The sequence below is a fragment of the Pseudomonas coleopterorum genome (assembly GCF_900105555.1).
GTDB classification, from domain to species: domain Bacteria; phylum Pseudomonadota; class Gammaproteobacteria; order Pseudomonadales; family Pseudomonadaceae; genus Aquipseudomonas; species Aquipseudomonas coleopterorum.
Genome location: NZ_FNTZ01000001.1, coordinates 4,498,397 through 4,520,086, shown reverse-complemented (window position 1 = coordinate 4,520,086; position 21,690 = coordinate 4,498,397). Strand labels below are relative to the sequence as shown.

Here is a 21,690-nt window from a genome sequence, read left to right as displayed (position 1 = left end):
CCGAGCTGTTGCCGAGGCCGTTTTTAAGCGCTATCGAATGACTGTGAAACTGTCCCAAGGAGCTCGTTTGTCTACGCCTGTCGAACCCGCGCGGCTGTTGCTGCTGGCCCAGGATCGCACCTGGGCCACGTCGTTGCGCGAGTGCCTGGCGGCCCTTGGCGATGTGGCCACGTTGATCGAAGCGTCCTCCTGGGATGCTGTGGCCGGGCAGTTCGACAATCAGCCCGGCACTCTGTTGCTGGCGACCCCCGAGCGGCTGCCGGCACCTGGGCGCTGCGCGCTGCCGGTGGTGCTGCTGCTGACCGAGGAGCCTGCGCAACCGCCGCCCGGTGCCAGCGACTGGCTGGTGTTGGGCGAGCTCAACAGCGATACGCTGCGCCGCTGCCTGCGCCATGCGCGCGAGCGCGGCGTGCTACAGGACACCCTGCAACGCCTGGCCGAACAGGATCCCTTGACCGGCATCGCCAACCGTCCCGGTTTCCAGACCCTGCTCACCGCCCGCCTGGCCGAACAGGAAGGCCGTGGCGTCGCCCTGGGCCATCTGGACATGGACAACTTCCGCCATGCCAACGATGCGCTGGGACACCAGGCCGGCGATCGGCTGATCCTGCAGGTGGTGGCGCGTCTGAAGAAGCAGCTGGAGGCGGGCGATCAAGTGGCCCGCCTGGGCAGCGACGAGTTCGCCCTGCTGCTCGACACCCGCCGCGACCCGTCACGCGCCGAGCGCCTGGCGGCCAACATCATCGAGGCCATGGCCGAACCCTATTACGTCGATGGCGAGAGCCTGCTGATCGGCTGCAGCCTGGGCATCGCCCATGCCCGCGCGGGCGCCGGTGCCGACCCGCTGATGTGGCACGCGCACATTGCCATGCAGCAGGCCAAGAGCACCCAGGGCTGCAGCTACCATCTGTTCAACGAACGCATCAACCGCCATGCGCGCAGCCTGGCCGACCTCGAAAGCGAGCTGCGCCGTGCCTTGCGGCGTGACGAGCTGGAACTGCACTACCAGCCACGGCTGGACCTGAGCGGTAATACCATCGTCGGTCTCGAGGCCCTGGTGCGCTGGCGTCACCGCGAACGCGGCGTGCTCGCGCCCGGCGAGTTCGTGCCGCTGGCCGAGCAGAGTGGGTTGATCGTGCCGATGGGCTACTGGGTCATCGCACGGGCCTTGCGCGACATGCAGACCTTGCGCGAAAGCGGCTTCGAACCCTTGCACATGGCGATCAACCTGTCGTTCCGGCAGTTTCAGGACAGCCAGTTGCTCAGCACCCTGGGACGGTTGATCGCCGAGCGCGGCATCGATGCCGGCTGGCTGGAGTTCGAACTCACCGAAACCGCGGTCATGCGCCGCAACGATCTGGTCAAGCAGACCATGGACGCGTTGGGCCGTCTGGGCGTGCGCTTTTCCCTCGACGATTTCGGCACCGGCTTCTCCTCGTTCGTCCACCTCAGCAGCCTGCCGATCGCCTTGCTCAAGATCGACAAGAGCTTCGTCAGCGGCATGGAGCAACGTCCTGAAAACAGCAAGCTGGTGCACGCGATGATCAACCTGGCGCACAACCTGGACCTGAACGTCGTCGCCGAGGGCGTCGAGACGCCCGAGCAATTGGCGTTGCTGCGCGATTTCGGCTGCGACCAGGTGCAGGGCTATCTGATCAGTCAGCCCTTGCCCCTGGAGCAGCTGCAGGCATTCCTGCGTTTCGGCCAGGCTCAGGCCGTCAGGTCGCCAGCACCGTAGGCGTGGCCAGCCGGCGCAATCGACGCATGCGCCACTCGAACGCCAGGGTCAGGGTAACGGCCGAACACAGCAGACCCAGCGCCAGCCCCCACCAGACGCCCACCGCGCCGAGCTGGAAATGGAACGCCAGGCTCCAGGCCGCGGGCGCACCGATCGCCCAGTAGCAGAACAGCCCGACCAGAAAGGTGGTCTTGGCGTCCTTGAGGCCACGAATGGCCCCCATGGCGATGGTCTGGATGCCATCGAACATCTCGAACCAGGCCGCCACGGCCAGCAGACTGATGGCCAGCTCGATGACGCCGTGGAAGGCCGGATCGGAGCGGTCCAGAAACACCCCGACCAAAGGCCCCGGGGCGAGCCAGAACAGCAAGGCGAAGCCCAGCATCACCACGGCGCCGAGGCTGATGCCGACCCGCCCGGCCAGGCGCGCGGCCAGCAGGTGCCCGGCGCCGTAGTGCTGGCCGATGCGAATGGTCACCGCATAGGACATGCCCGCCGGAACCATAAAGGCCACCGAAATGATCTGCAGGGCGATCTGGTGCGCAGCCAGCGGCGTGGTGCCCATGGTACCGATGCACAGCGCGGCGAAGGCGAACAGGCCGACCTCCACGGCATAGGTGCCGCCGATCGGCAGGCCCAGGCGCCACAACTCGCGCAAGGCGTTCAGGTTTGGCCGGGCCAGCCCCTTGAGCAGCGGGTAGGGCGCATAGGCACGGTGAAAGCGAATGTACAGGGCCAGGGCAATCGCCATCAGGGTGCTGATGATCGCCGTGACCATGCCGATGCCCACCAGACCGAGCTTGGGCAGGCCGAACATGCCTTCGATGAACGCATGGTTGAGCAGGTAGTTGGCCACGGTGGCGATGATGCTGATGACCATCACCGGCGTGGCGCGACCCAGCGCGGCGGTAAAGCCGCGCAGTGCCATGAAGCTCAGGTTGCCCGGCAAGGCGAACGGCAAGAGCAAGAGGAACTGGGTAGCGAAGGCGACGTTGGCCGGGGTCTGCCCGAGCATGGACAGCACCGGTCCCAGGTTCCACAGCAGCACGGCCGCCACGGCCGCCATGCCCCAGGCCAGCCAGAGCCCGGCCTGGGTCAGGCGGGCCACGCCTTGCTGGTCGTCGGCACCCTTGCGGATCGACACCAGGGTGCCGACCGCAGCGATCACGCCGATGCAGAAGATCGACACGAAGGAATAGCTGGCCGCCCCCAGGCCGCCGCCGGCCAACGCCTCGGGGCTCAGGCGTGCCATCATCAAGGTATCGGTCAGGACCATCAGCATGTGCGCCAATTGAGAGGCGATCAGCGGCCCCGCCAGCCGAAGCAGGGCTCGAAGTTCGATACGGATGGAGGCGTGCATGATGAAGCTCAGTCGGCGGAGAGATGGGACGCTGGATTCTCGGCCTTGTGGCAGCGCAACGCAAATGTACGTGTGCCGGCCATGCCGCAGTATCGTGCTCAAGTATTCGGTCGGATCGCCGATGTAGCAGTACCAATAAGATCAAGGATGACAGGTGCTCGACAGGTCTGGACCATCCCTGGCACTGCCGCCACGCACACGATTCTCAGGAGCTTCACATGTCGCAACCTCGCGCTCGTATCGCCACGCAACTGGGCATCGCCCTGGCCGTGATTCTGGCGATAGTCATCACCGGCAGCACGGCCTTTGCCTTGCGCTCACTGGACATCGCCAACCTGGCCATCCGCGAGCAGCACATGGCCAGCGAGGCGAGGTTGCTGGCCGACCAGCTCAGCACGTTCCACAGCACCCTGCGCGACAGCACCCAGCGCTTGAGCGGGCTGTTCGAGAAGCGCTTCGCCGGGGGACTGAGCATGGACCCCAGCAAGCAGGTCACCGTGGGCAACCAGCAGACGCCAAGCCTGCGCCTGGGCAGCCAGACGCTGAACAACGATTTCACGGAAGTCGACGATTTCAAACAGCTCACGGCAGGCGTCGCCACGGTATTCGTGCGCAACGGTAGCGAATTCGTGCGCATCAGCACCTCGCTGACCAAGCAGGACGGCAGTCGCGCCATCGGTACCGCACTCGACCATGCGCATCCCGCCTACAAGCGTCTGCTCGACGGTCAGAACTACATTGGTCGTGCGGTCCTGTTCGATCGCTCCTATATGACTCAGTACACACCGGTTCGCGATGGCTCGGGCCAAGTGATTGCGGTGCTCTTCGTCGGCTTCGACTACACCGATGCGCAGAATACACAGTTCGCCAACCTGCAACGCTTCCGCATCGGCGAGACCGGCTCCCTGGCCCTGCTCGACGAGCAGAACCGCTGGCTGGTGCCGCCGGCCAACGTCAACGATCCGGACGCCGCGGCCAAGACTTTGGCCGATCTGGCGCGTCTGGATGGCAAGGGCCGACTGTGGAACGACGGCAAGCAGGACATATTCTCCGAAGCGGTGACGTTTACCGGGGGACCCTGGAGTGTGGTGGCAAGCATGCCCAAGGCTGAAATCAATGCCGTGACCTGGAACGTCGGCTCTCAACTCGCGATCGGCAGCCTGCTGGCGATGCTGATCGCGGTGGGCGCCGCGATCTGGCTGTTGCGCAGCAAGCTGCGGCCGCTGGGTGAACTGGTACGCCAGGCCGAAGCGCTGGGTGCGGGCGATCTGGATGCCCGTCTGAAAGTGTCCAGCCACGACGAGATCGGCCAGCTGGCCAGCAGTTTCAACCACATGGGCGAAGCCCTGTCGAACATGGTGGTGCACATCCGCAACGCCGCCCATGAAGTCAGCGGTCGCGCGCAAACGTTGTCGAGCCTGTCGGCGGGTGCCTATGAGGGCATGGAGCACCAGTCCGGTGAGATTTCCAGCATGGCCGGCGCGGTCGAGGAGTTCAGTGCGACGTCCCTGGACATCGCCGACAACATGGGCCACACCCAGCGTCTGGCTCAGGACAACGCCCAGCAGACCCGTATCGGCCGCGCCTCGATGGATGAAGCGTCCAATTCCCTTGAACAGATTGCCGGAGCGCTGAACAGCACCGCTGGGGTCATCAACACCCTGGGGCAGCGCTCGCAGGAAATTGGCGGCATCGTCGGGGTGATCACCTCGATTGCCGAGCAGACCAACCTGCTGGCCCTCAACGCCGCGATCGAAGCCGCCCGTGCCGGTGAGCAGGGCCGTGGCTTCGCCGTGGTCGCCGACGAGGTGCGCAGCCTGGCCTCGCGCACGCGCCAGGCCACCGACGAAATCTCCGGCATGATCGGCAGCATTCAGAAGGAAACCGCCAACGCCATCAGCACCATGGACCAGGGCAACGTGCTGATGCGTGAAGGCCTGACCCGCAACGCCAAGGTCGCCCAGGCGCTCGCGCAGATCGACGAGCAGAGCCGGTCGGCGGGGCATCAGTTCGATGCGATCAGCACCGCGACCCAGGAGCAGAGCAGCACCGCCACCATGCTCAGCAGCAACCTGCAGAGCATTGCCATGACCAATGGCGAGCAGCGTGAGGTGGTCTCCAATCTAGCGCAGACCGCTCGCGAGCTCGAAGGGCTGGCGGCGGAACTGCGTCAGGAAGTCAATCGCTTCCGTGTGGGCGGCGCCCGCTAGCGGCAGGATCAGCCTAGCGAGGGGAGCCCCAGTGCGCGAGCGCAGTCGTCCAGCGACCGCTGCTGGGTTTGCGCGTACAGCGCAAGCTCATCGAGCACCGCGCGCCCCAAGGCCTGATGAAACGCCTCCTGGCTCGACCCCAAACCGTACTCGGCCTGGGCATCGTCGCCCAGGTTGGACTGGAAGATGCCGGCGGCGCTGACCGGCAGGAAGTCTTCGTACACCAACGGTTCGCAGCGGATGGCACCATTGTCCAGCAGCCCCTGCAGTGTGGTTTCGCCCGCACTCGGCTGGCCGCTGGCGAAGTAGCGGAAGAATGCCAAATCCTGCTCGCGCATCTGCGTCAGATCATCAGGAAACTCACCGAACTGCTCACCCAGAAGGCGCATGTATTCCGAGGCGTTGGTCTCGCTGGGAAACCCGGCCAGTGCGGTGCGCGAAGCGTTCAGCAGGCGGTCGTACAGTTCGCGTCCCTTGGGCGTCAGTGCCGCGCCGCGTTGCTCGATCTCGCCGAAGCGCGCGGTGTGGCTGCCTTCGGCGCCAGCCGTTGGGTCGGTGAACGCGACTTTTTCCTGCAGCGCCTTGAAGCTGGTCTGACGCAGCAGAATGGCATGACGACGTGGTGGCGGCCCTTCGATCACGGCCTTGGGCGTGATCCCGCGAGCGGGCATCAGCGCCTGCACCGTGTCGATGTCCAGCGTGCGCGGCGTCAGGTGATTGATGTGCGGCCCCTTGAAGGCCACCACGTCGGCGATCAGGCGATGGGCGTCGTGCAGGCTTTGATACTGGGCTGCGGTCACCGTGGCGTCGTGGTGCCAGCGGAAGGTTTCCAGGGCCTGCTCGACGAAGGCGTCGGAGCTCGCCTGATCGAGGCCGCCATCGCGCTCGAAGCGCTCGATCAACGCCAGGCACGGCTGGGTGAAGATCTGCCGCTGTTCCAACAGTTGCCGGGCCTGTTCGCGGAGCGCCGCGTCTTCGATCAGCTCCAGGCGCAGCAGCGAGGTGAACACGCGAAAGGGGCTCACTTGCAGTGACTGTTCGTGGACCGCCCGAAAGGCCGTCGAGTGCACCGGTACCCCCGCCGACGTCAGGTCGTAGTAACCCACCGGCTGCATGCCCATGACCGCGAACAGACGGGCGATGGTCGCCAGTTCCGCGGCGGTGCCAACCCTAATCGCGCCGTGGCGTTCGGCATCCAGGCGCTCGATCTCGCCGGTACGGGCCAGGGATCGGCCCAGCTCCGGCTGGTGCTCGAGGCACTGACGATTGACCTCGCCGACCAGGCTCATCAAGTCGCCGTACAACGGCACTTCTTTCTTGTACATCTCGGACATGGCGCGGGAAAACGCGGCACGGGTCTGGTCGGGACTGACGAAGGGCATGGCGGACTCCAGGCGCAAAGGGCTGGGAGTATGAAAGCGGGGAATGACCTGAACGATCAAGCGAAAAAAAGTGCGGGGGTCATTCCTGCAAGTCGGCATTGCCTCTGATCCGCCTGGGTTGTCAGGACGGGACCTGCTCGAGGATCCAGTCGACCAGCGCACGCACTTTCGGGACTTCCGCCGCATGCTCGGCAAACGCCACGAAATGCGCGCCCTGGCTGCTCATGGTGTGCGGCCAGGGCATGACCAGATCACCGTTGGCCAGGTGGTTCTCCACCAGATAACGCGGCACCAGCGCCACGCCACAGCCGGCAAGTGCTGCGCTCAGGCACATGTAGAAGGTATCGAAACGGGGACCGTGATAACTGTTCTGGGCGCTCAGGCCCTGCTCCAGAAACCACTCGTGCCACGCTTCGGGCCGCGACGTGCATTGCATCAGCACCTGCTCGGCCAGTTGCTCGGCGTTGCTCAACGGCTGTTCCAGCAGGTCGGGCGCACACACCGGTACCACCTGATCGTCGAACAACTCGATGCAGGTCGCCCCGGGCCAGGTGCCCTGGCCGAAGAAGAAACCCACGTCCGCCTTGGCCTGCAGCAACGCGAACGGCTCCAGCTCGTTGCGGATGTCCAGATGAATATTGGGGTGCGCCTTGCCGAAACCCTTGAGCTTGGGAATCAGCCAACCCACACCGAAGCTGGGCTGGGTGGCCACGGTCAGCACTTCGGTTTCATCGCCGTAGGACAGGATGTAGCGGCTGGAAATGTCCACCTGGGTGAGGATCTTGTTCACCTCGGCCAGATACAGCGAGCCCGCCGGGGTCAGTTGCAGACGTCGGCGAATGCGCAGGAACAGGTGATGGCGCAACATGTCTTCGAGCTGTGCGACCTGCTTGCTGACCGCACTCTGGGTCAGGTGCAGTTCTTCCGCCGCGCGGGTGAAGCTCAGGTGGCGGGCGGCGGCTTCGAAACACTGCAAGGCCGTCATCGAAGGAACAAGGCGTTTTGACATGAAGGCATCGGCGCAAGGTCATGAGGTGAGGGAATGATATATGGAATATTGCTCCGTTGTGGTGGTCTGGGCCGCGGATTAATACTGATCTCAATTCGTTCTTATCGTTAAAGCCTTGTGAGGAGAAAACAATGGTCGATGGCCTGCTCGAAAGCCTAGGTGTTGCGGCGAGTGCATTCAAGGATGGCAACCATCCCGTGCATACCCCGATCGATGGCAGCCAGATCGCCTCGGTGAGCCTGGAATCCAAGGCGCAGGTCGTCGACAAGATCGCTTTGGGGCACGAGGCGTTCCTGGCCTGGCGCACCGTGCCGGCACCGCGTCGCGGCGAGCTGGTGCGCCTGTTCGGTGAAGTCCTGCGCGCCCACAAGGCTCAGCTTGGCGAGCTGGTGTCGATCGAAGCCGGCAAGATCACTCAGGAAGGCCTGGGTGAAGTGCAGGAAATGATCGATATCTGCGATTTCGCCGTCGGCCTGTCTCGTCAACTGTACGGTCTGACCATCGCCTCCGAGCGCCCTGGCCACCACATGCGTGAAACCTGGCAGCCACTGGGCGTGGTGGGCGTCATCAGCGCGTTCAACTTCCCGGTGGCGGTATGGGCGTGGAACACCGCCCTGGCCCTGGTGGCCGGTGACTCGGTGATCTGGAAACCGTCGGAAAAGACCCCGCTGACCGCGCTGGCCTGCCAGGCACTGTTCGACAAGGCCCTGGAGCAGTTCGGCGATGCACCCAAGGGCCTGGCTCAACTGATCATCGGTGATCGCCAAGCCGGCGAAGCTCTGGTCGACGACCCGCGCGTCGCTTTGGTCAGTGCCACCGGCAGCACCCGCATGGGCCGCGAAGTCGGACCACGGGTCGCCGCGCGCTTCGGCCGCAGCATCCTCGAACTGGGCGGCAACAACGCCATGATTCTGGCCCCCAGCGCCGACCTCGACCTGGCCGTGCGCGGCATCCTGTTCAGTGCCGTGGGCACCGCAGGCCAGCGCTGCACCACATTGCGCCGGGTGATCGTGCACAGCTCGATCAAGGACGAAGTGCTCGCTCGGGTCAAGGCGGCTTACGCCAAGGTGCGTATCGGCGATCCGCGCAAGGACAACCTGATCGGCCCGCTGATCGACAAGCCATCCTTCGACGCCATGCAGGGTGCCCTGGCCAAGGCGCGTGACGAGGGTGGCGAAGTGTTCGGTGGCGAGCGTCAGTTGGCCGATCAATACCCGAACGCCTACTACGTGGCCCCGGCCATCGTCGAAATGCCGGGGCAGTCGGACGTCGTGCGCCACGAAACCTTCGCGCCGATCCTGTATGTCTTGAGCTACGAAGACTTCGACGAGGCCCTGCGCCTGAACAACGAAGTGCCACAGGGCCTGTCCTCGTGCATCTTCACCACCGACCTGCGCGAAGCCGAGCGTTTCCAGAGCGCGGCCGGCAGCGACTGTGGCATCGCCAACGTCAACATCGGCACCAGCGGCGCGGAAATCGGCGGCGCTTTCGGTGGCGAGAAGGAAACCGGTGGCGGCCGCGAATCCGGCTCCGATGCCTGGAAAGCCTACATGCGCCGCCAGACCAACACCGTCAATTACTCGCGCGAGCTGCCGCTGGCCCAGGGCATCGTGTTTGATTGATTGATGGTTGAGTGATGTGGTGGCGGGGCCGGCGCTATCGCGGGTGGAACCCGCTCCCACAGGGATCTTTGCTGCAATGGATATCCCTGTGGGAGCGGGCTCTGCCCGCGATGACGACGGCGCGGTCCGAACCCGATTTCCCTGGCTTGGAATGAGTCATGAGCGAACTACGGCAACAATGTCTTTGGGAACACATCACCGCCAGGCCCCCTCACACGGCGGCTCTGGCCAGTGTGGTAAAGGCGGATGTCTGCGTGATCGGCGGCGGTATCACCGGGTTGTGCGCGGCCATCGAATTATTGGAGCAGGGCAAGCGCGTGGTGCTGCTCGATGCCAGTGAAATCGGCACGGGCGGCTCGGGGCGCAATGTCGGACTGGTCAACGCCGGCACCTGGATTCCGCCCGACGAAGTCGAGCAGACCCTGGGCAGTGCCGTGGGCGGTCGCCTCAACACCGTGCTCGGCGGGGCGCCGGCCGAAGTCTTCGCGCTGATCGAACGCTATGGCATCGACTGCCAGGCCCATAACGACGGCACCTTGCACATGGCCCACAACGCCAATGGCGTGGCCGACCTGAAATCGCGCTGCGAGCAATGGCAGCGGCGGGGCGCTGACGTAGAGCTGCTCACCGGGGCGCAATGCGTCGACTACTGCGGCACCGAAAAGATCGAAGCAGCCCTGCTTGACCGCCGCGCCGGCACCATCAACCCCATGGCCTACACCCGTGGCCTGGGCGCGGCGGTTCAGCGTCTGGGCGGGCAGGTTTTCCAGCATTCGCCGGTACTGGGTCTGGAACAACACGCCGGGGGCTGGCTGGTGAAGACCGCCAAAGGCGAAGTCAACGCCGACAAAGTGCTGATTTCCACCGGTGCCTACACCGAGGGCGACTGGTGCAACCTGCGCGGCCAGTTCTTCCGCGGCTACTACTATCAGGTCGCCTCCAAGCCCCTGCATTCGGCAGCCGCCGATGCCGTGCTCAAACATGGGCAAGGCTCTTGGGATACCCGCCTGGTGCTGAGCAGCATCCGCCGCGACGACGACGGCCGTCTGTTGCTCGGCAGCATGGGCCGCGTGGACAACAAACCCGCTTGGTTCATCCGCCGCTGGGCCGACCGCATCCAGACCCATTACTTCCCGCAACTGGGCAAGGTCGACTGGGAAATGCACTGGACCGGCTGCATCGACTTCACCCCCGACCACCTGATGCGCCTGTTCGAACCCGCTCCAGGGCTGGTGTCGGTGACCGGCTACAACGGCCGCGGCAACACCACCGGCACCGTCGTGGGCAAAGCCTTGGCGCAGTTCTTGTTGCATGAGCAGGCCGACAAACTGCCACTGCCGTTCTGCGCGGATAAACCGGTGTCGGCGCCTGGTTTGCGTACCGGCGTCTACGAAACCGGCTTCTCCCTCTACCACGCCGGCCAGGTCCTGCGCGTCGTTCTGTAACCCCAAGCCCCGCCGGGCCTGATCGCGTCCCGACAGATACACCGCACCCACCGCCGACGCGGCTCGCGCCGCTGCTACAGGGGTATCGCAATCCTTTACCAACGTGGTGAGCCACGAAGACCGCATCCGTTGCCGGCGCTTTAATGCATGAATGCCCGATCCCCTGTAGCAGCGGTGCAAGCCGCGTCGGCGGTGTCCCCGATTGGCCTGCTGAAACGCAATCACGCTTCTGGCTCCACTGCACATCCCCTGTCACTGCTCACTGCGCCGAAGGCCGATACTGCAACGCTTCCGCAACATGCGCCCGCTCGATATCTTTCGCCTGCTCGAGATCCGCCAAGGTGCGGGCCACCTTCAACAATCGATGCGCTGCGCGCAGCGACAGCGTCAACCGCTCACACGCGGTTTCCAACCAGCGCTCGTCCTCGGACGACAACCTGCAATGCTCGCGTAACCCCGGCAGATCGAGAAACGCGTTGGCACAACCCTGACGCCGATTCTGCAACTCACGCGCCTCGGCCACCTTGGTGGCGGCACTGGCTGTGTTTTCCCCCGCCTGTGGCTCATGACTCAGGGCCGTCGCCTCCCGCGCCACCGTGAGATGCAGATCGATCCGATCCAGCAACGGCCCGGACAGCTTGTTGCGGTACCGCTGGATCTGATCGCTGCCGCACTGGCATTTGCCGCTGGGGTCACCCAGATACCCGCAGGGGCACGGATTCATCGCCGCCACCAATTGGAACCGCGCAGGAAAACGAATCTTGTCCCGCGCCCGCGCAATCACGATCTCGCCGCTCTCCAAGGGTTCGCGCAAGACCTCCAGCACCTTCCTGTCGAACTCCGGCATTAGATTGCTAGGCTACACTGTGGACTATGGAGGTACCCATGAAGCTGCTTTGGCCTGCTCGAATTTCCGGAAGCGCTCTACAGCAGTCGCTTAGTGAAGTACGGCTGCCTGACGCCGCTCATCATTTCCGATCAAAAAAAATTTCCCCCCTGTCGCAGATACCCCTGATGGCCGACGACTCGGGCGTCATCATCAGAGAAGCGCATTATTTCCTTCAGGAAAAATTGTTTTATTCAAAGGCATATCGTACCGATAAAACTGTCAAGACTTATGCGGAATGCTTGGCTACCTGGTTTGATTACGCTGAAGAAAGTAATTTTGACTGGCGGGCTGCGACTCCAAGAAGCATTTTACGATATAGGAATTCATTAAAAAATACTATTAGTGAGAAGACGAATGGTTTGCTCGCGGTGAGCACAATTAATCTTAGGTTGGTGGTTGTTTCAGAATTTTACTTTTTTTATTGGGAGAGACTTTCTTTCCAGTCATCGTTAAATGCTAAGGTTTATCACGATAGTTTGAAGGAGTTGTCAAAATTAAAGCTGCGCCTTAGAGGCGGTGTAAAAAGAAAGAGAAGTATTCCTGTCACCGCTTGCAACGCATTAGTCGCTAATTTGGAAGGTGTGCACAAGCTAATATTTATATGGTCAATAGCGACGGGGTTACGCATTGGAGCGTTGCTAAGCCTCAAGGTGGTGGATTTTGATCAGCTATGTAGTGAATTCTCTGATCGGTTTGTTTCTGTGCTTTCTAAAGGGGGAAAGGGAGCTCAAGCATATGTCCCGTTATCAATCATTGAGAGAACAGCCAGATACGTGGAAATCGATAGGGTCTTAAGTCTTGGGCAAGGAATTAAACTTCACGTTCTGCCGGAAGAGCTTTTCTTGAATCGTGCGGGAGAAGCAGTCTCCTATAGTTGCTATTACTCTGCGTTTAAGCGAGCGTGCTCTGCGATAAATATCAATATCAATCCCCATCAGGCGCGAAATACATTTGCGACTGTGGTGGAGAGGAAGATAGCGACATCTCCATCATGCAAGGATCTGGACTCAATAAAGGTTATGCAAGGATTTCTGAATCACGCTTCTTCAGAAACTACGGAAGATTACCTTGACTCAATAGTTTCCACTAATAGCGATGTGCTTGCGCTCCTCGAAGAGCTGGCTAGCGAAGTTGTGAGGGGCGCATGAACAGCATGCTTATAGCTAAGTTTTACGATCCGGAGCGAAAGCGTTGGGAGATCTACAGCTTTGCTATGGAAGGGCTGGACAACAAGATTGCGAAAGACATTAGCGGCGCATTTATAGAGCTAACAGGGCACTATCATCCTAGAAGCAGGAGGCAGGCTTGGAGGTCGACAAAGCTACTTTGCGCTAGCATTATCGAGCGGAGTCTATCGCTGGATGACGGCTGTAATGATGTGCTTGCGGGGTTTGCTAAGTTTCTGGCAAGTGGTAGCAGGCTAAAGAAAACCAATGGATCACATTATAACTTTTGCCGCCGGCTGATTTGTTGGCTTTCAGAAACTAGTGAATCTGTTTTTTGGGTGCGTCAAATAATTCAGGTATTCGACTTTGCCCGTGAGCGTAACAATAATCGAGATAATGACATTTCGATTGATGAGTTGCAGAAGATAGTCGCAGTCTGCAAGAAGGAGGTTGCGGGTATAAGGCGGGATTTTGCGGTTAGCCGTGCTATCGAGAAAGGTGAGTCTGTATCGCACCCTGAATTGACTGTGGAAGATGTTGAAGTTATATCGTTTCTTATTAGCGCAGCGAGAGAGAATGTCTGGAGTCGAGAAGAGATACGAGCAAAAATTGGTAGAACCATAAATAGCATCAGTCTACGCGAGTTTCGACGTTTTCGAGAGTTGACTTATAGAGCGGCACTGCCGCTATATATTTTACTTTTGGTAGAGCTAGCTGCAAATCCAGTTGCGATTATGGAGATGAAAATAGACTGTTGTGAGGATGATCCTGTGGACGAGACTAGATTCTTTATTCGATGGACTAAGGGGAGGTCAGGCAGGGAACAGCAACTCTCCTTCTCCAAAGCAGGAAAATACTCGGTCCTAAGCTTGGTTGAATTAATACGCTCTTTAACCGAGCCTTGTAGAGGTCTGGCTCAATTCGGTGATGAGCGCATTTTGTTTTTGACACGTACAGGTCATGTCGCAAGACGATTCTGTGTGCAGTCGCTCCATGATTATCTTTCTGACTTCAGGGAGCAATATGGCTTTTCGTATTTTACGTTCAGTGATTTAAGGAAGGCAGTTTCAAATTTAATTAAAGTTAAAAAGACAGCAGAACATGCCAGAAAACACTTGCAGCATAAGAATTTATCGACCACAAAAAGATTTTATTTGAATGGCAGGCAAACACAGCAGGATAGTTATGAAAAAATAGCCGTTTATCAGGGAGAATTGATTACTGCAGCGCTTGTTAGCGAGACTGAGGGTCAAGAAGAATACTCAACTCTTTTTGGGTTCTCATGCGTTGACGCGAAAGAGGGGAAAGCTCCCAGCTCAGTCAAAGGGACGGAATGTCTCGAATTTCTTTCGTGCGCAACTTGTCCGAATGCTCTAGTAGTTGTGGACGATCCGAAATTTGTTGCTAGGATAATAAAAACCCAGTTGTCACTTGAGAGGATGGAGCGAGAAAGCCAGCTTTCTGCCGATAAAGTCATGCGCTTTGAAGCTGTGTTTCGTCCAGTACTTTCTATCATTTCAGAACAAATAATTCCGCGCATTTCGCGTGCGATACTTGAACGCGCAAAGCAGATTATGGATCAGACTCCAGAATTGCCGATGGTGTACTGAATTGGGAAAAATTAATACGTTATCTCATCAGCATCCTACTGTTACTGAAGGACTGGCAAAATATGGACTCAAGTTTGATGATGATGTTTGGGTGTTTGCAAACCCAAGTCGCGACTCAACCGCTGACAGACCGACGCGATTCAACTGGCCCGATTTGCTAACGGCGCCTTATATGCTTTCTCCACATTACGCACGACTTCTAAAATTAGTGATCGCATGTCTGCTTTCCGGTCTGGCAGGTGTTACGTATTCACCAGCGACGGCAAAGGTGAAACTTCAATCTATACGAAGGTTCTTCTTCTGCGCATTCCAGAGAGGTTTTCCAGCGCTAGCTACGATGACGGCTTTGCAAGCGCAGAAAATAGTAGGTGAGCTATTTCTGTCCAGCGGTGAAGCGATAATTTGTAAAAAAACGGCAGAACAGTATATGTTCATTATAAATCAAGTTCATCGTTTGTCACTCTTTACGGGTGATGGATTTGACTCTGAGCCTTTTCCAAGAAAAGTTCGCAAGAAAGCTTCTTTTGCTTGTCAAGATTTGAGAGCTTGGGATGCTCCGCCTAATCCTGCTTCATTCTATTTGCTCAGGAAAGCTATGAATTTTATTGACTGCTTTTCTGAAAGTGTTATACGGATATATGAGAAGTATATTGATGCAGTTAACCATATGAAATACAAAGGGGTGATAAGCAGAGGTGCCGTAGCGAGGTATGCTGATAAAGCCATTTTAGATGAAGCCTTTGACTGTGGTGCTGGAGCAGATCAGTTCATGCATACCCTGAAAGCCAGTCGACAGCAGGATGTAGCGATACTCTTGGGGCACATTCAGACAGCTTGTTTCATTGTGATCACGTTTACAACCGCCCCGCGCATGAGCGAAGTACGGCGTGCTAAAGTTGGCAGTATAAATAAGAGGAAGCACTATACTGGGAAAGAATACTACTATTATAGTGCGGCTAGATCGAAGAAGAGATACTCGGCAGATCTTGAGAAAAGTGATGGAGATCAAGGCGAGGACGCCCCGTGGGTGCTATCAAGCGCAGCCGTAACGGCTTATCAAACGTTAATTCGATTGTCTTCGCCTGCTCGATTGAGCAGTGGTTTGGACAATCTATGGTTGGTTTCACCTGGGGATAGCCTATGGCCATTCTTCTCGAGCGCCGGTTTCAGCGTTCTTAGTGGTTGTTCACTCAATCTCAGATTGAATAAGTTCGCTAAGTTTATTGGGTTGAGTGAAGCTACTGGCTGGGATGGAAGTTTACATTCGCATATGGGAAGGAAACTGTTCGCTCGATTTGTCGCGATGCGAGATCGATCTGCTTTAGGTGATCTAGCGGTGCAGTACTCCCATACTTCGGCTTATAGCGTCGATATTAGTTATGCCAAACCTGGCGCAGAATTTCGTCGGTTGGTAAAAGATGAGCTTGCGCAGGAAATGGAAGTGGCGATGCTTGATCTTGTAGGGGTTGAAAGCAACATGATTTACACCACCAAGGGTGGAGATCTCAAATCCAAGTCGATCGTGAGGTTTGCGGGTGAGATTAGAAGTACTAAAGACGTTTTGTTGTTGCTAGGGCGTGGAGTGAAATTGATTCCTTGCCAATGGGGTGCCTGTAACTATAAGCAGGAGTTCAGCGCTTGCGAGGGGAGTAAGGAGGAACCCAATCCCGAGAAAAAAACTCCTGAAGTTTGTGGTCGTTGCTCAAATTTCTTGGCAACTCCCAAACACGAGATTTGGTGGCAACAGTATCGTGACGATAGTCTGAAATGGTTGTCTTTATCAGGGCTGCCAGATCAGACGCGTCATGTCTTAAGTGTGAGACTGCAGCAGGCTGAACAAATTTTGAGCGTCATTGCGAGCGGAAGGGATTAGCATGCGAAAAGGTAGCCGCGAGTTAATATTAAAGTCTTTTGAGGCGCTCAAAGCTGAAGGTGGTATAACCATCACTGGGTTGGCCCGATCTGTGAATTTATGTCGATCATCCTTTTATAAGTATTATCCTGATATTGTAGCGCTGATAAAACTTCATAATTCCGGTGCTGACGTACAGCCTAAAAAGCAGCAGGAGCTGAAAGCCCACCTGCTAAGGGCTCAACTTACTCATCAAAAAGAGCTTGTTTCAGCTCTGACTAAGGCATGCTCCGAACTGCTTGTTGAGCTGGAGGATGTGCGGCGAGATTGCGCGGATGAGGTTAGATCCAAAGACTTAATGATAAATTTCCTTGAGCAACAATTGGCAGAATCGAAAATCAAGAGGTTGAAGTCGGTAAAATGAAGTTGGGATAATATGGGGGCTTTGGCTAGAACGCCATGACGCGATGTCTGCGGATCTCAAGGCGCAGACAGACTGGGTATCTCTAGCGGCAGGTGCGCTACGCCTCACCCAAGGCAAGACCCTGGCAATAATGCAGGTATGAGGCGGCTTGCAGTCGTTCAATGTGGTCAGTCAGCTGCGTGTGCATGGGCGCTGGATGTGGATGTTCACCGTTCCGAACCAGTCCTCTGTACGCAAGGCTTATCTGGAGTTCGATAACGTTGGGCGCATGAAGCTTTCGCCGTACAATGATCGCGTGGTGGATGTCACGGAGGACATGGTATGGCTCACCATCATGCTGCGTGACCGCCAGGAATCACTAGTGGACCGCTATTCGGAGCGCAAGGAAAACTTCGAGCACATATCTGCTCGGGTGAACCAGCGATCAATCTGAAGCCATGCCCGGAATGTCCGCAATGGGTGGATAGCAGTTTCATACAACATGAGCGGCATTCTCAGCTGTGCTACAGCCGCAGTAGGTAGATAGTGGCGCCTGTGATCTCATACCATCCACCATCCACCATCCACCATCCACCATCCACCATCCACCATCCACCATCCACCGACGCATATCACGTGGCTCAAATTCGTCATGGCGCTCACCAAGGTGCGGATTCGTCAGCAGTGAGGAAGGCGAGGCGGTGAGCTAATGCACCGTGCGCGCAACAACCGGGCGATTTACTAGAACCAAAAATTTATGCAGCCACGCCAGATCCTAAGCCGCCTAGCTGGTCCATTGCAGCTCCGTCAGCGTGATACCAGCGATGGGGTACCGGTCTCTAGACGCCCGGCCTATGCTTGGACCGCCTGATGATCGATCACACGACCAGCATCGACATTGGGCAGCGCTTCACGGGTGAGCCGACCCAGTTCTTCTTTTTGGTCAAGCCGGGCGGACAAGGCTTGTTTCACGATCCAGTTTTTCAAAAGCTCCAAGCACTCGGCGATTTCATCGACGCGTTCGGCCAGCTCGAGCGGGAAGTGCGCAGTGACAGAACGGTCTTTTGCAGGAGTGGCCACAATTATTTCCCCACCTATTTTTATCTGCTTGAAGCGCTTTAAATCGAGGTCAGTCAATCTGATTGTATACGAACCAAAGGTCATCACATAAATCGACTTTAGATAACGACTGAATAAATTCTGTTACCGTTGATAAAATACGCTAGATAAATTTTCTTATTCGGCAAAATCAGTGGTTTAGGGTTTTTCCATTACAGTTGAGGTTTAGCTTTATCAGGAAGAAATGAGGGAGAAGAACCTATTTTCTCTGATCAATACGCAGGGTGGTGCAGCGATCTGGCGCAGCGGCAGGCTTGTGGCGAAGACACGGAGACTAGGCTTTGTACGAAATCCCTTGAAATATCGATTCCGGTAGAATCCGCCGCCATTAACGCTAGGAGGCCACGATGGCAAAGCGGTATGAACTCCCCGATGCAGCCTGGGATCTGGTTGCCGATCTCTTCACTGAGTCCCGCCGCAGCGGGCGCCCGCGTGCTGATGACCGCCTGATGCTCAACGGCGTCCTCTGGGTGCTCTGTTCGGGGGCAGCCTGGCGGGACATGCCGGAGCGTTTCGGCCCTTGGTCAACGGTGTATCAACGGTTTCGCGACTGGCGTAATTGTGGCGCTTTCGATCAGATGCTCAAACGCCTTCATATCCGATTGAACGAGCAAGGCTTGATCGATCTGGAAACCTGGATGATCGACTCCACTGCTGCTCGCGCCACCCGGGCCTCATCAGGCGCCGGAAAAAAAGGGGGCCTGAAGAGCCGCATGACCATGCGCTCGGTCGCAGCCGGGGCGGCCTGACGACCAAGATTCACATGCTGTGCGACGCCAATGGCGTGCCTCTGCGTTTCCTGCTTTCCGGCGGCCAGGCCAGCGACATTACCTATGCCCAACCTCTGCTGGATGAGGCCTACATTCCCAGCCTGCGCGGTCGTCCCCGCAAACGCTGCCGATGGTTGCTGGCCGACAAGGGTTATGACGCTGAAGCTCTGCGTCGCTACTGTGATCGTTATCGGATGCAACCGGTGATTCCGTTGCGCGACATGAAACGTAAACCCAAGCCGGGCTTACCCAGATTGTTTGACCGGCCAAAATACCGCCAGCGCAACATCATTGAGCGCATGTTCGGCTGGCTGAAAGAGAATCGCCGCATCGTGACTCGCTTCGACAAGCTCGCAACAAGTTTTGCGGCGATGGTCTCATTGGCCTGTGCAATGCGGTGTTTGCGACAATACTTTTCGTACAGAGCCTAGATATAGCTGCGGTTATGGATTTGCTAAGCGCATGGATGGGTACGATTTACGTATGTTTGAAGATTTTCTGAGTCCAAAAGGCACCGATAATCGATATCTCGGGCTCCTTCGACGCTTCGCAAGGCTGGGCTTGATGCTTATAGAACCAGTGCGGACAGCCATCCGATCGAACCGCAAACCAAGACGACCAGCCAAGGTGGGGCCTTCCAGAACATTAGGGCAACAAAAGCCATCAGCGCCAATCCGAAGTCTGTGGGTTTTAATATGGCACTTGTCCAGACCGGGTTGTACAAAGCCGCCAAAAGTAGTCCGAGCACTCCCGCGTTGACGCCTACAAGCGCGGCCTGGATGCGAACGCTACTTTTCAGTCGTTCCCAGAATGGCAAAACGCCGAGTATGAGAAGGAATGAAGGCGCGAAAATAGCGATGAGGCATATTGATGCGCCTGTCCAACCTGAGGGCTGGACGTTCATAGACGCACCGAGAAATGCTGCAAAGGTAAAAAGCGGACCAGGTACCGCCTGCGCTACGCCATATCCTGCCAGGAACGCATCGTTGGCTACCCAGCCGTTGGGTACCGTTGCCGCCTGCAGCAACGGCAAAACCACGTGCCCGCCGCCAAATACCAATGAGCCAGCCCGGTAAAAGTCGTTCGACATGGCGAGTGTTTGGGAGGGCAAGGCCTGCAGTAGTAATGGAAGGCCTGCCAATAGGCTGAAAAACAAAGCCAATGAAACCACACCCACTTTCCGGCTGATTGCGATCGGTAGCGATTCTGTAACTAGGCCTTGAACAGGTTTCAAAAACACCAAACCGATTCCAGCCGCACAGACCATCACACCAAGCTGTCCTGTTGCGTTGGGCAACCAAAGCGCCGCGCATGCCGAAAAAGCGGCAATGGTTACGCGGGGCACGTCGGTGCAAAGATTGCGGGCCATACCCCAGACTGCTTGAGCAACGACCGCAACTGCGACGATTTTGAGTCCGCTCAATAGGCCGCTTGGGAAAGTGGTTCCCCACGTGGCCATGCCCTGAGCAAATAAAGCCAGGATGATAGCTGATGGCAATGTGAAACCGGCCCACGCAGCAATGGCACCTGACAAACCGGCACGCGATAGCCCCAACCCTATGCCAACTTGACTGCTCGCAGGTCCTGGAAGAAATTGGCAAAGCGCGACCAGGTCGGCATAGCTGCGATCGCTAAGCCATTGCCGTCGAACAACAAACTCCTCGCGAAAGTACCCTAAATGCGCAATCGGGCCTCCGAAAGACGTAAGTCCCAAGCGTAAGAACACTAGAAACACTGACCAGGCGGAATCAGGTCTTATCGCTTTAGTGCCGTTTTCTGCTGACAATACTCAAGCTCCACTGTAGCTGATGCCATTGGATTACTGAAATCCACCCACTCGGATTTGGAGCAAGCTCAGCACTCAACATTGGGATCGAGATGAGCCCTATCTGGCAAAATGTTTGTCTAGATAGAACGCTGGTTCACCCGTTTGGAAAGGGCCTCGGCGTCTTCCTTGCGTTCCGAATAGCGGTCTACCAGGTAACTCTCTCGACCTCGTACCAACAACGTGAATTTCACCAATTCCTCCATCACGTCCACTACCCGATCGTAGTAGGCAGACGGCTTCATGCGCCCGGCTTCGTCAAATTCAAGGAAGGCTTTGGGTACCGAGGATTGATTCGGGATCGTGACCATACGCATCCAGCGGCCCAGGATACGAAGCTGATTGACCGTATTGAATGACTGGGATCCACCACATACCTGCATCACAGCCAACGTCTTGCCTTGCGAGGGTCGTACTGCGCCCAACGCCAAAGGTATCCAATCGATCTGCGCCTTGAACACGGCCGACATCGACCCATGCCGTTCCGGCGAACACCACACCTGACCCTCGGACCACAGTACCAGGTCACGCAGTTCCTGGACTTTTGGATGTTCCACCGGTGCATCATCAGGTAACGGCAGACCTGAAGGGTCGAAGATGGCCGTCTCTGCGCCCATGAGGTTCAGGAGTTGCGCTGCCTCTTGGGTCAGCAACCGACTGAACGAGCGCTCACGGGTGGATCCATAGAGCAACAGGATGCGAGGCTTGTGGTCGGGCTGCATATCCTGGGCAAGCTTCTCAGGCGTAGGCACATCGAGCAGGGCTAGGTCCAGGCTGGGAAAGTCTTCCGGATATTCGGATGTAGGCTCGATCATTACAGCGCTCCAATCCTGTCCAACGCATGCTTGAGCTCTGTTGAACTGAGCGCATCCAAATCCAAAGCAAAGAAGGCCGTAAATCGGTTCCGGATAGTTGTCACGGTGGCATCAAAGGCTGCCTGCTTCTCCTCGTCGCGGCCAATGACATCCGAGGGGTCAGACAGCCCCCAATGACTCTTGATAGCTGAGCCAAAATAGACGGGGCAGGGCTCGCCTCCAGCCTTGTCACAGACGGTGATCACAACGTCAGGGGGATTATCCTGGAAGCTCTCCGAGCCCTTGCTATGTAGTCCTGACGTATCGATGCCGAGCGCTTGGAGGGTACTGACCGCCTGTGCATTGAGTCGTCCGCTCGGAAAGCTGCCGGAGCTTACTGCTGTGACGCCTTCAGGGGCCAAATGGTTGAACAGCGCTTCAGAAAGCACGCTTCGACAGCTATTGGCGGTACACATGAAAAGGATTTTCATCGGTG

Annotated in this window: 16 protein-coding genes and 3 pseudogenes; 11 read left to right on the top strand and 8 right to left on the bottom strand. The window is 57.7% G+C overall.

Annotated features, from left to right (window positions below; all coding sequences use genetic code 11):
• The first annotated feature begins 67 nt into the window (after nucleotides 1–67).
• Nucleotides 68–1,738 carry a putative bifunctional diguanylate cyclase/phosphodiesterase gene (locus BLV18_RS20395; protein WP_090361450.1) on the top strand — a complete coding sequence of 557 codons (1,671 nt, stop codon included), beginning with the start codon at nucleotides 68–70 and terminating at the stop codon, nucleotides 1,736–1,738.
• On the opposite strand, the gene BLV18_RS20390 is transcribed toward BLV18_RS20395, so the two are convergent.
• Nucleotides 1,719–3,098: a NorM family multidrug efflux MATE transporter gene (locus BLV18_RS20390; protein WP_090361448.1), complete on the bottom strand. Its 1,380-nt coding sequence runs from the start codon at nucleotides 3,096–3,098 to the stop codon at nucleotides 1,719–1,721. The genes BLV18_RS20395 and BLV18_RS20390 overlap by 20 nt on opposite strands.
• A 23-nt stretch (nucleotides 3,099–3,121) precedes the next feature.
• Here BLV18_RS20390 and BLV18_RS22830 point away from each other — a divergent pair.
• Both BLV18_RS22830 and BLV18_RS22825 read left to right on the top strand, forming a co-directional pair.
• Nucleotides 3,122–4,438, top strand: a pseudogene (locus BLV18_RS22830) (Cache 3/Cache 2 fusion domain-containing protein); the annotation flags it as partial.
• Nucleotides 4,433–5,308 carry a methyl-accepting chemotaxis protein gene (locus tag BLV18_RS22825; RefSeq protein ID WP_376787070.1) on the top strand — a complete coding sequence of 292 codons (876 nt, stop codon included), beginning with the start codon at nucleotides 4,433–4,435 and terminating at the stop codon, nucleotides 5,306–5,308. The pseudogene BLV18_RS22830 and the gene BLV18_RS22825, both read left to right, overlap by 6 nt.
• 8 nt (nucleotides 5,309–5,316) lie before the next feature.
• On the opposite strand, the gene hglS is transcribed toward BLV18_RS22825, so the two are convergent.
• Nucleotides 5,317–6,690 carry a 2-oxoadipate dioxygenase/decarboxylase HglS gene (hglS, locus tag BLV18_RS20380; protein WP_090361444.1) on the bottom strand — a complete coding sequence of 458 codons (1,374 nt, stop codon included), beginning with the start codon at nucleotides 6,688–6,690 and terminating at the stop codon, nucleotides 5,317–5,319.
• A 121-nt stretch (nucleotides 6,691–6,811) separates the two neighbouring features.
• Complete coding sequence (locus BLV18_RS20375) at nucleotides 6,812–7,699, bottom strand: LysR substrate-binding domain-containing protein (protein ID WP_049860340.1); 888 nt, start codon at nucleotides 7,697–7,699, stop codon at nucleotides 6,812–6,814.
• A gap of 131 nt (nucleotides 7,700–7,830) precedes the next feature.
• Between BLV18_RS20375 and amaB the strand changes: the two genes are divergently transcribed.
• Nucleotides 7,831–9,321, top strand: a complete 1,491-nt coding sequence (gene amaB / locus BLV18_RS20370) for an L-piperidine-6-carboxylate dehydrogenase (RefSeq protein WP_090361442.1) — start codon at nucleotides 7,831–7,833, stop codon at nucleotides 9,319–9,321.
• Nucleotides 9,322–9,479: 158 nt separating this feature from the next.
• Nucleotides 9,480–10,766 carry an L-pipecolate oxidase gene (gene amaA, locus BLV18_RS20365; RefSeq protein ID WP_090361439.1) on the top strand — a complete coding sequence of 429 codons (1,287 nt, stop codon included), beginning with the start codon at nucleotides 9,480–9,482 and terminating at the stop codon, nucleotides 10,764–10,766.
• Nucleotides 10,767–11,025: 259 nt separating this feature from the next.
• On the opposite strand, the pseudogene BLV18_RS20360 reads toward amaA, so the two are convergent.
• Nucleotides 11,026–11,613, bottom strand: a pseudogene (locus BLV18_RS20360) (ATP-binding protein); the annotation flags it as partial.
• Nucleotides 11,614–11,651: 38 nt separating this feature from the next.
• Here BLV18_RS20360 and BLV18_RS20355 point away from each other — a divergent pair.
• From BLV18_RS20355 to BLV18_RS20340, 5 genes and pseudogenes are all read left to right on the top strand, one after another.
• Complete coding sequence (locus BLV18_RS20355; RefSeq protein WP_167375965.1) at nucleotides 11,652–12,803, top strand: tyrosine-type recombinase/integrase; 1,152 nt, start codon at nucleotides 11,652–11,654, stop codon at nucleotides 12,801–12,803.
• On the top strand, nucleotides 12,800–14,431 hold the full coding sequence (locus tag BLV18_RS22270; RefSeq protein ID WP_139211036.1) for a hypothetical protein: 1,632 nt from the start codon (nucleotides 12,800–12,802) through the stop codon (nucleotides 14,429–14,431). The genes BLV18_RS20355 and BLV18_RS22270 overlap by 4 nt, the downstream gene beginning before the upstream one ends.
• A 1-nt stretch (nucleotide 14,432) precedes the next feature.
• A complete protein-coding gene (locus BLV18_RS22265; protein WP_139211035.1) occupies nucleotides 14,433–16,304 on the top strand; it encodes a hypothetical protein in 1,872 nt (623 codons plus the stop codon).
• 1 nt (nucleotide 16,305) lies between these two features.
• Nucleotides 16,306–16,707 carry a hypothetical protein gene (locus BLV18_RS20345; RefSeq protein ID WP_090361430.1) on the top strand — a complete coding sequence of 134 codons (402 nt, stop codon included), beginning with the start codon at nucleotides 16,306–16,308 and terminating at the stop codon, nucleotides 16,705–16,707.
• Between the two features lie 28 nt (nucleotides 16,708–16,735).
• Nucleotides 16,736–17,140, top strand: a pseudogene (locus BLV18_RS20340) (NAD(P)H-dependent oxidoreductase); the annotation flags it as partial.
• Between the two features lie 398 nt (nucleotides 17,141–17,538).
• Here the strand turns inward: BLV18_RS20340 and BLV18_RS20330 are convergent.
• A complete protein-coding gene (locus BLV18_RS20330; protein ID WP_090362458.1) occupies nucleotides 17,539–17,766 on the bottom strand; it encodes a CopG family ribbon-helix-helix protein in 228 nt (75 codons plus the stop codon).
• 386 nt (nucleotides 17,767–18,152) lie between these two features.
• Here BLV18_RS20330 and BLV18_RS20325 point away from each other — a divergent pair.
• Nucleotides 18,153–19,006, top strand: a protein-coding gene (locus BLV18_RS20325) for an IS5 family transposase (protein ID WP_090361428.1) whose coding sequence is annotated in 2 segments (ribosomal slippage) — nucleotides 18,153–18,494 and nucleotides 18,497–19,006 — 852 coding nt in all. Because the reading frame shifts where the segments join, the coding sequence is not laid out codon by codon here.
• A 137-nt stretch (nucleotides 19,007–19,143) separates the two neighbouring features.
• Here BLV18_RS20325 and chrA read toward each other — a convergent pair.
• From chrA to BLV18_RS20310, 3 genes are all read right to left on the bottom strand, one after another.
• Nucleotides 19,144–20,361, bottom strand: a complete 1,218-nt coding sequence (gene chrA / locus BLV18_RS20320; protein WP_244156905.1) for a chromate efflux transporter — start codon at nucleotides 20,359–20,361, stop codon at nucleotides 19,144–19,146.
• Between the two features lie 119 nt (nucleotides 20,362–20,480).
• Complete coding sequence (gene arsH / locus BLV18_RS20315; RefSeq protein ID WP_090361425.1) at nucleotides 20,481–21,215, bottom strand: arsenical resistance protein ArsH; 735 nt, start codon at nucleotides 21,213–21,215, stop codon at nucleotides 20,481–20,483.
• Complete coding sequence (locus tag BLV18_RS20310; RefSeq protein WP_090361422.1) at nucleotides 21,215–21,685, bottom strand: arsenate reductase ArsC; 471 nt, start codon at nucleotides 21,683–21,685, stop codon at nucleotides 21,215–21,217. Before BLV18_RS20310 ends, arsH begins: the two co-directional genes overlap by 1 nt.
• Nucleotides 21,686–21,690 lie beyond the last annotated feature (5 nt).

Bases quoted from the DNA above. Each gene is read 5' to 3' on its own strand.
- BLV18_RS20390 (WP_090361448.1), bottom strand. From the start codon at position 3,098: ATGCACGCCTCCATCCGTATCGAACTTCGAGCCCTGCTTCGGCTGGCG.
- BLV18_RS22825 (WP_376787070.1), top strand. From the start codon at position 4,433: ATGGGCGAAGCCCTGTCGAACATGGTGGTGCACATCCGCAACGCCGCC.
- hglS (WP_090361444.1), bottom strand. From the start codon at position 6,690: ATGCCCTTCGTCAGTCCCGACCAGACCCGTGCCGCGTTTTCCCGCGCC.
- BLV18_RS20375 (WP_049860340.1), bottom strand. From the start codon at position 7,699: ATGTCAAAACGCCTTGTTCCTTCGATGACGGCCTTGCAGTGTTTCGAA.
- amaB (WP_090361442.1), top strand. From the start codon at position 7,831: ATGGTCGATGGCCTGCTCGAAAGCCTAGGTGTTGCGGCGAGTGCATTC.
- amaA (WP_090361439.1), top strand. From the start codon at position 9,480: ATGAGCGAACTACGGCAACAATGTCTTTGGGAACACATCACCGCCAGG.
- BLV18_RS20355 (WP_167375965.1), top strand. From the start codon at position 11,652: ATGAAGCTGCTTTGGCCTGCTCGAATTTCCGGAAGCGCTCTACAGCAG.
- BLV18_RS22270 (WP_139211036.1), top strand. From the start codon at position 12,800: ATGAACAGCATGCTTATAGCTAAGTTTTACGATCCGGAGCGAAAGCGT.
- BLV18_RS20345 (WP_090361430.1), top strand. From the start codon at position 16,306: ATGCGAAAAGGTAGCCGCGAGTTAATATTAAAGTCTTTTGAGGCGCTC.
- arsH (WP_090361425.1), bottom strand. From the start codon at position 21,215: ATGATCGAGCCTACATCCGAATATCCGGAAGACTTTCCCAGCCTGGAC.
- BLV18_RS20310 (WP_090361422.1), bottom strand. From the start codon at position 21,685: ATGAAAATCCTTTTCATGTGTACCGCCAATAGCTGTCGAAGCGTGCTT.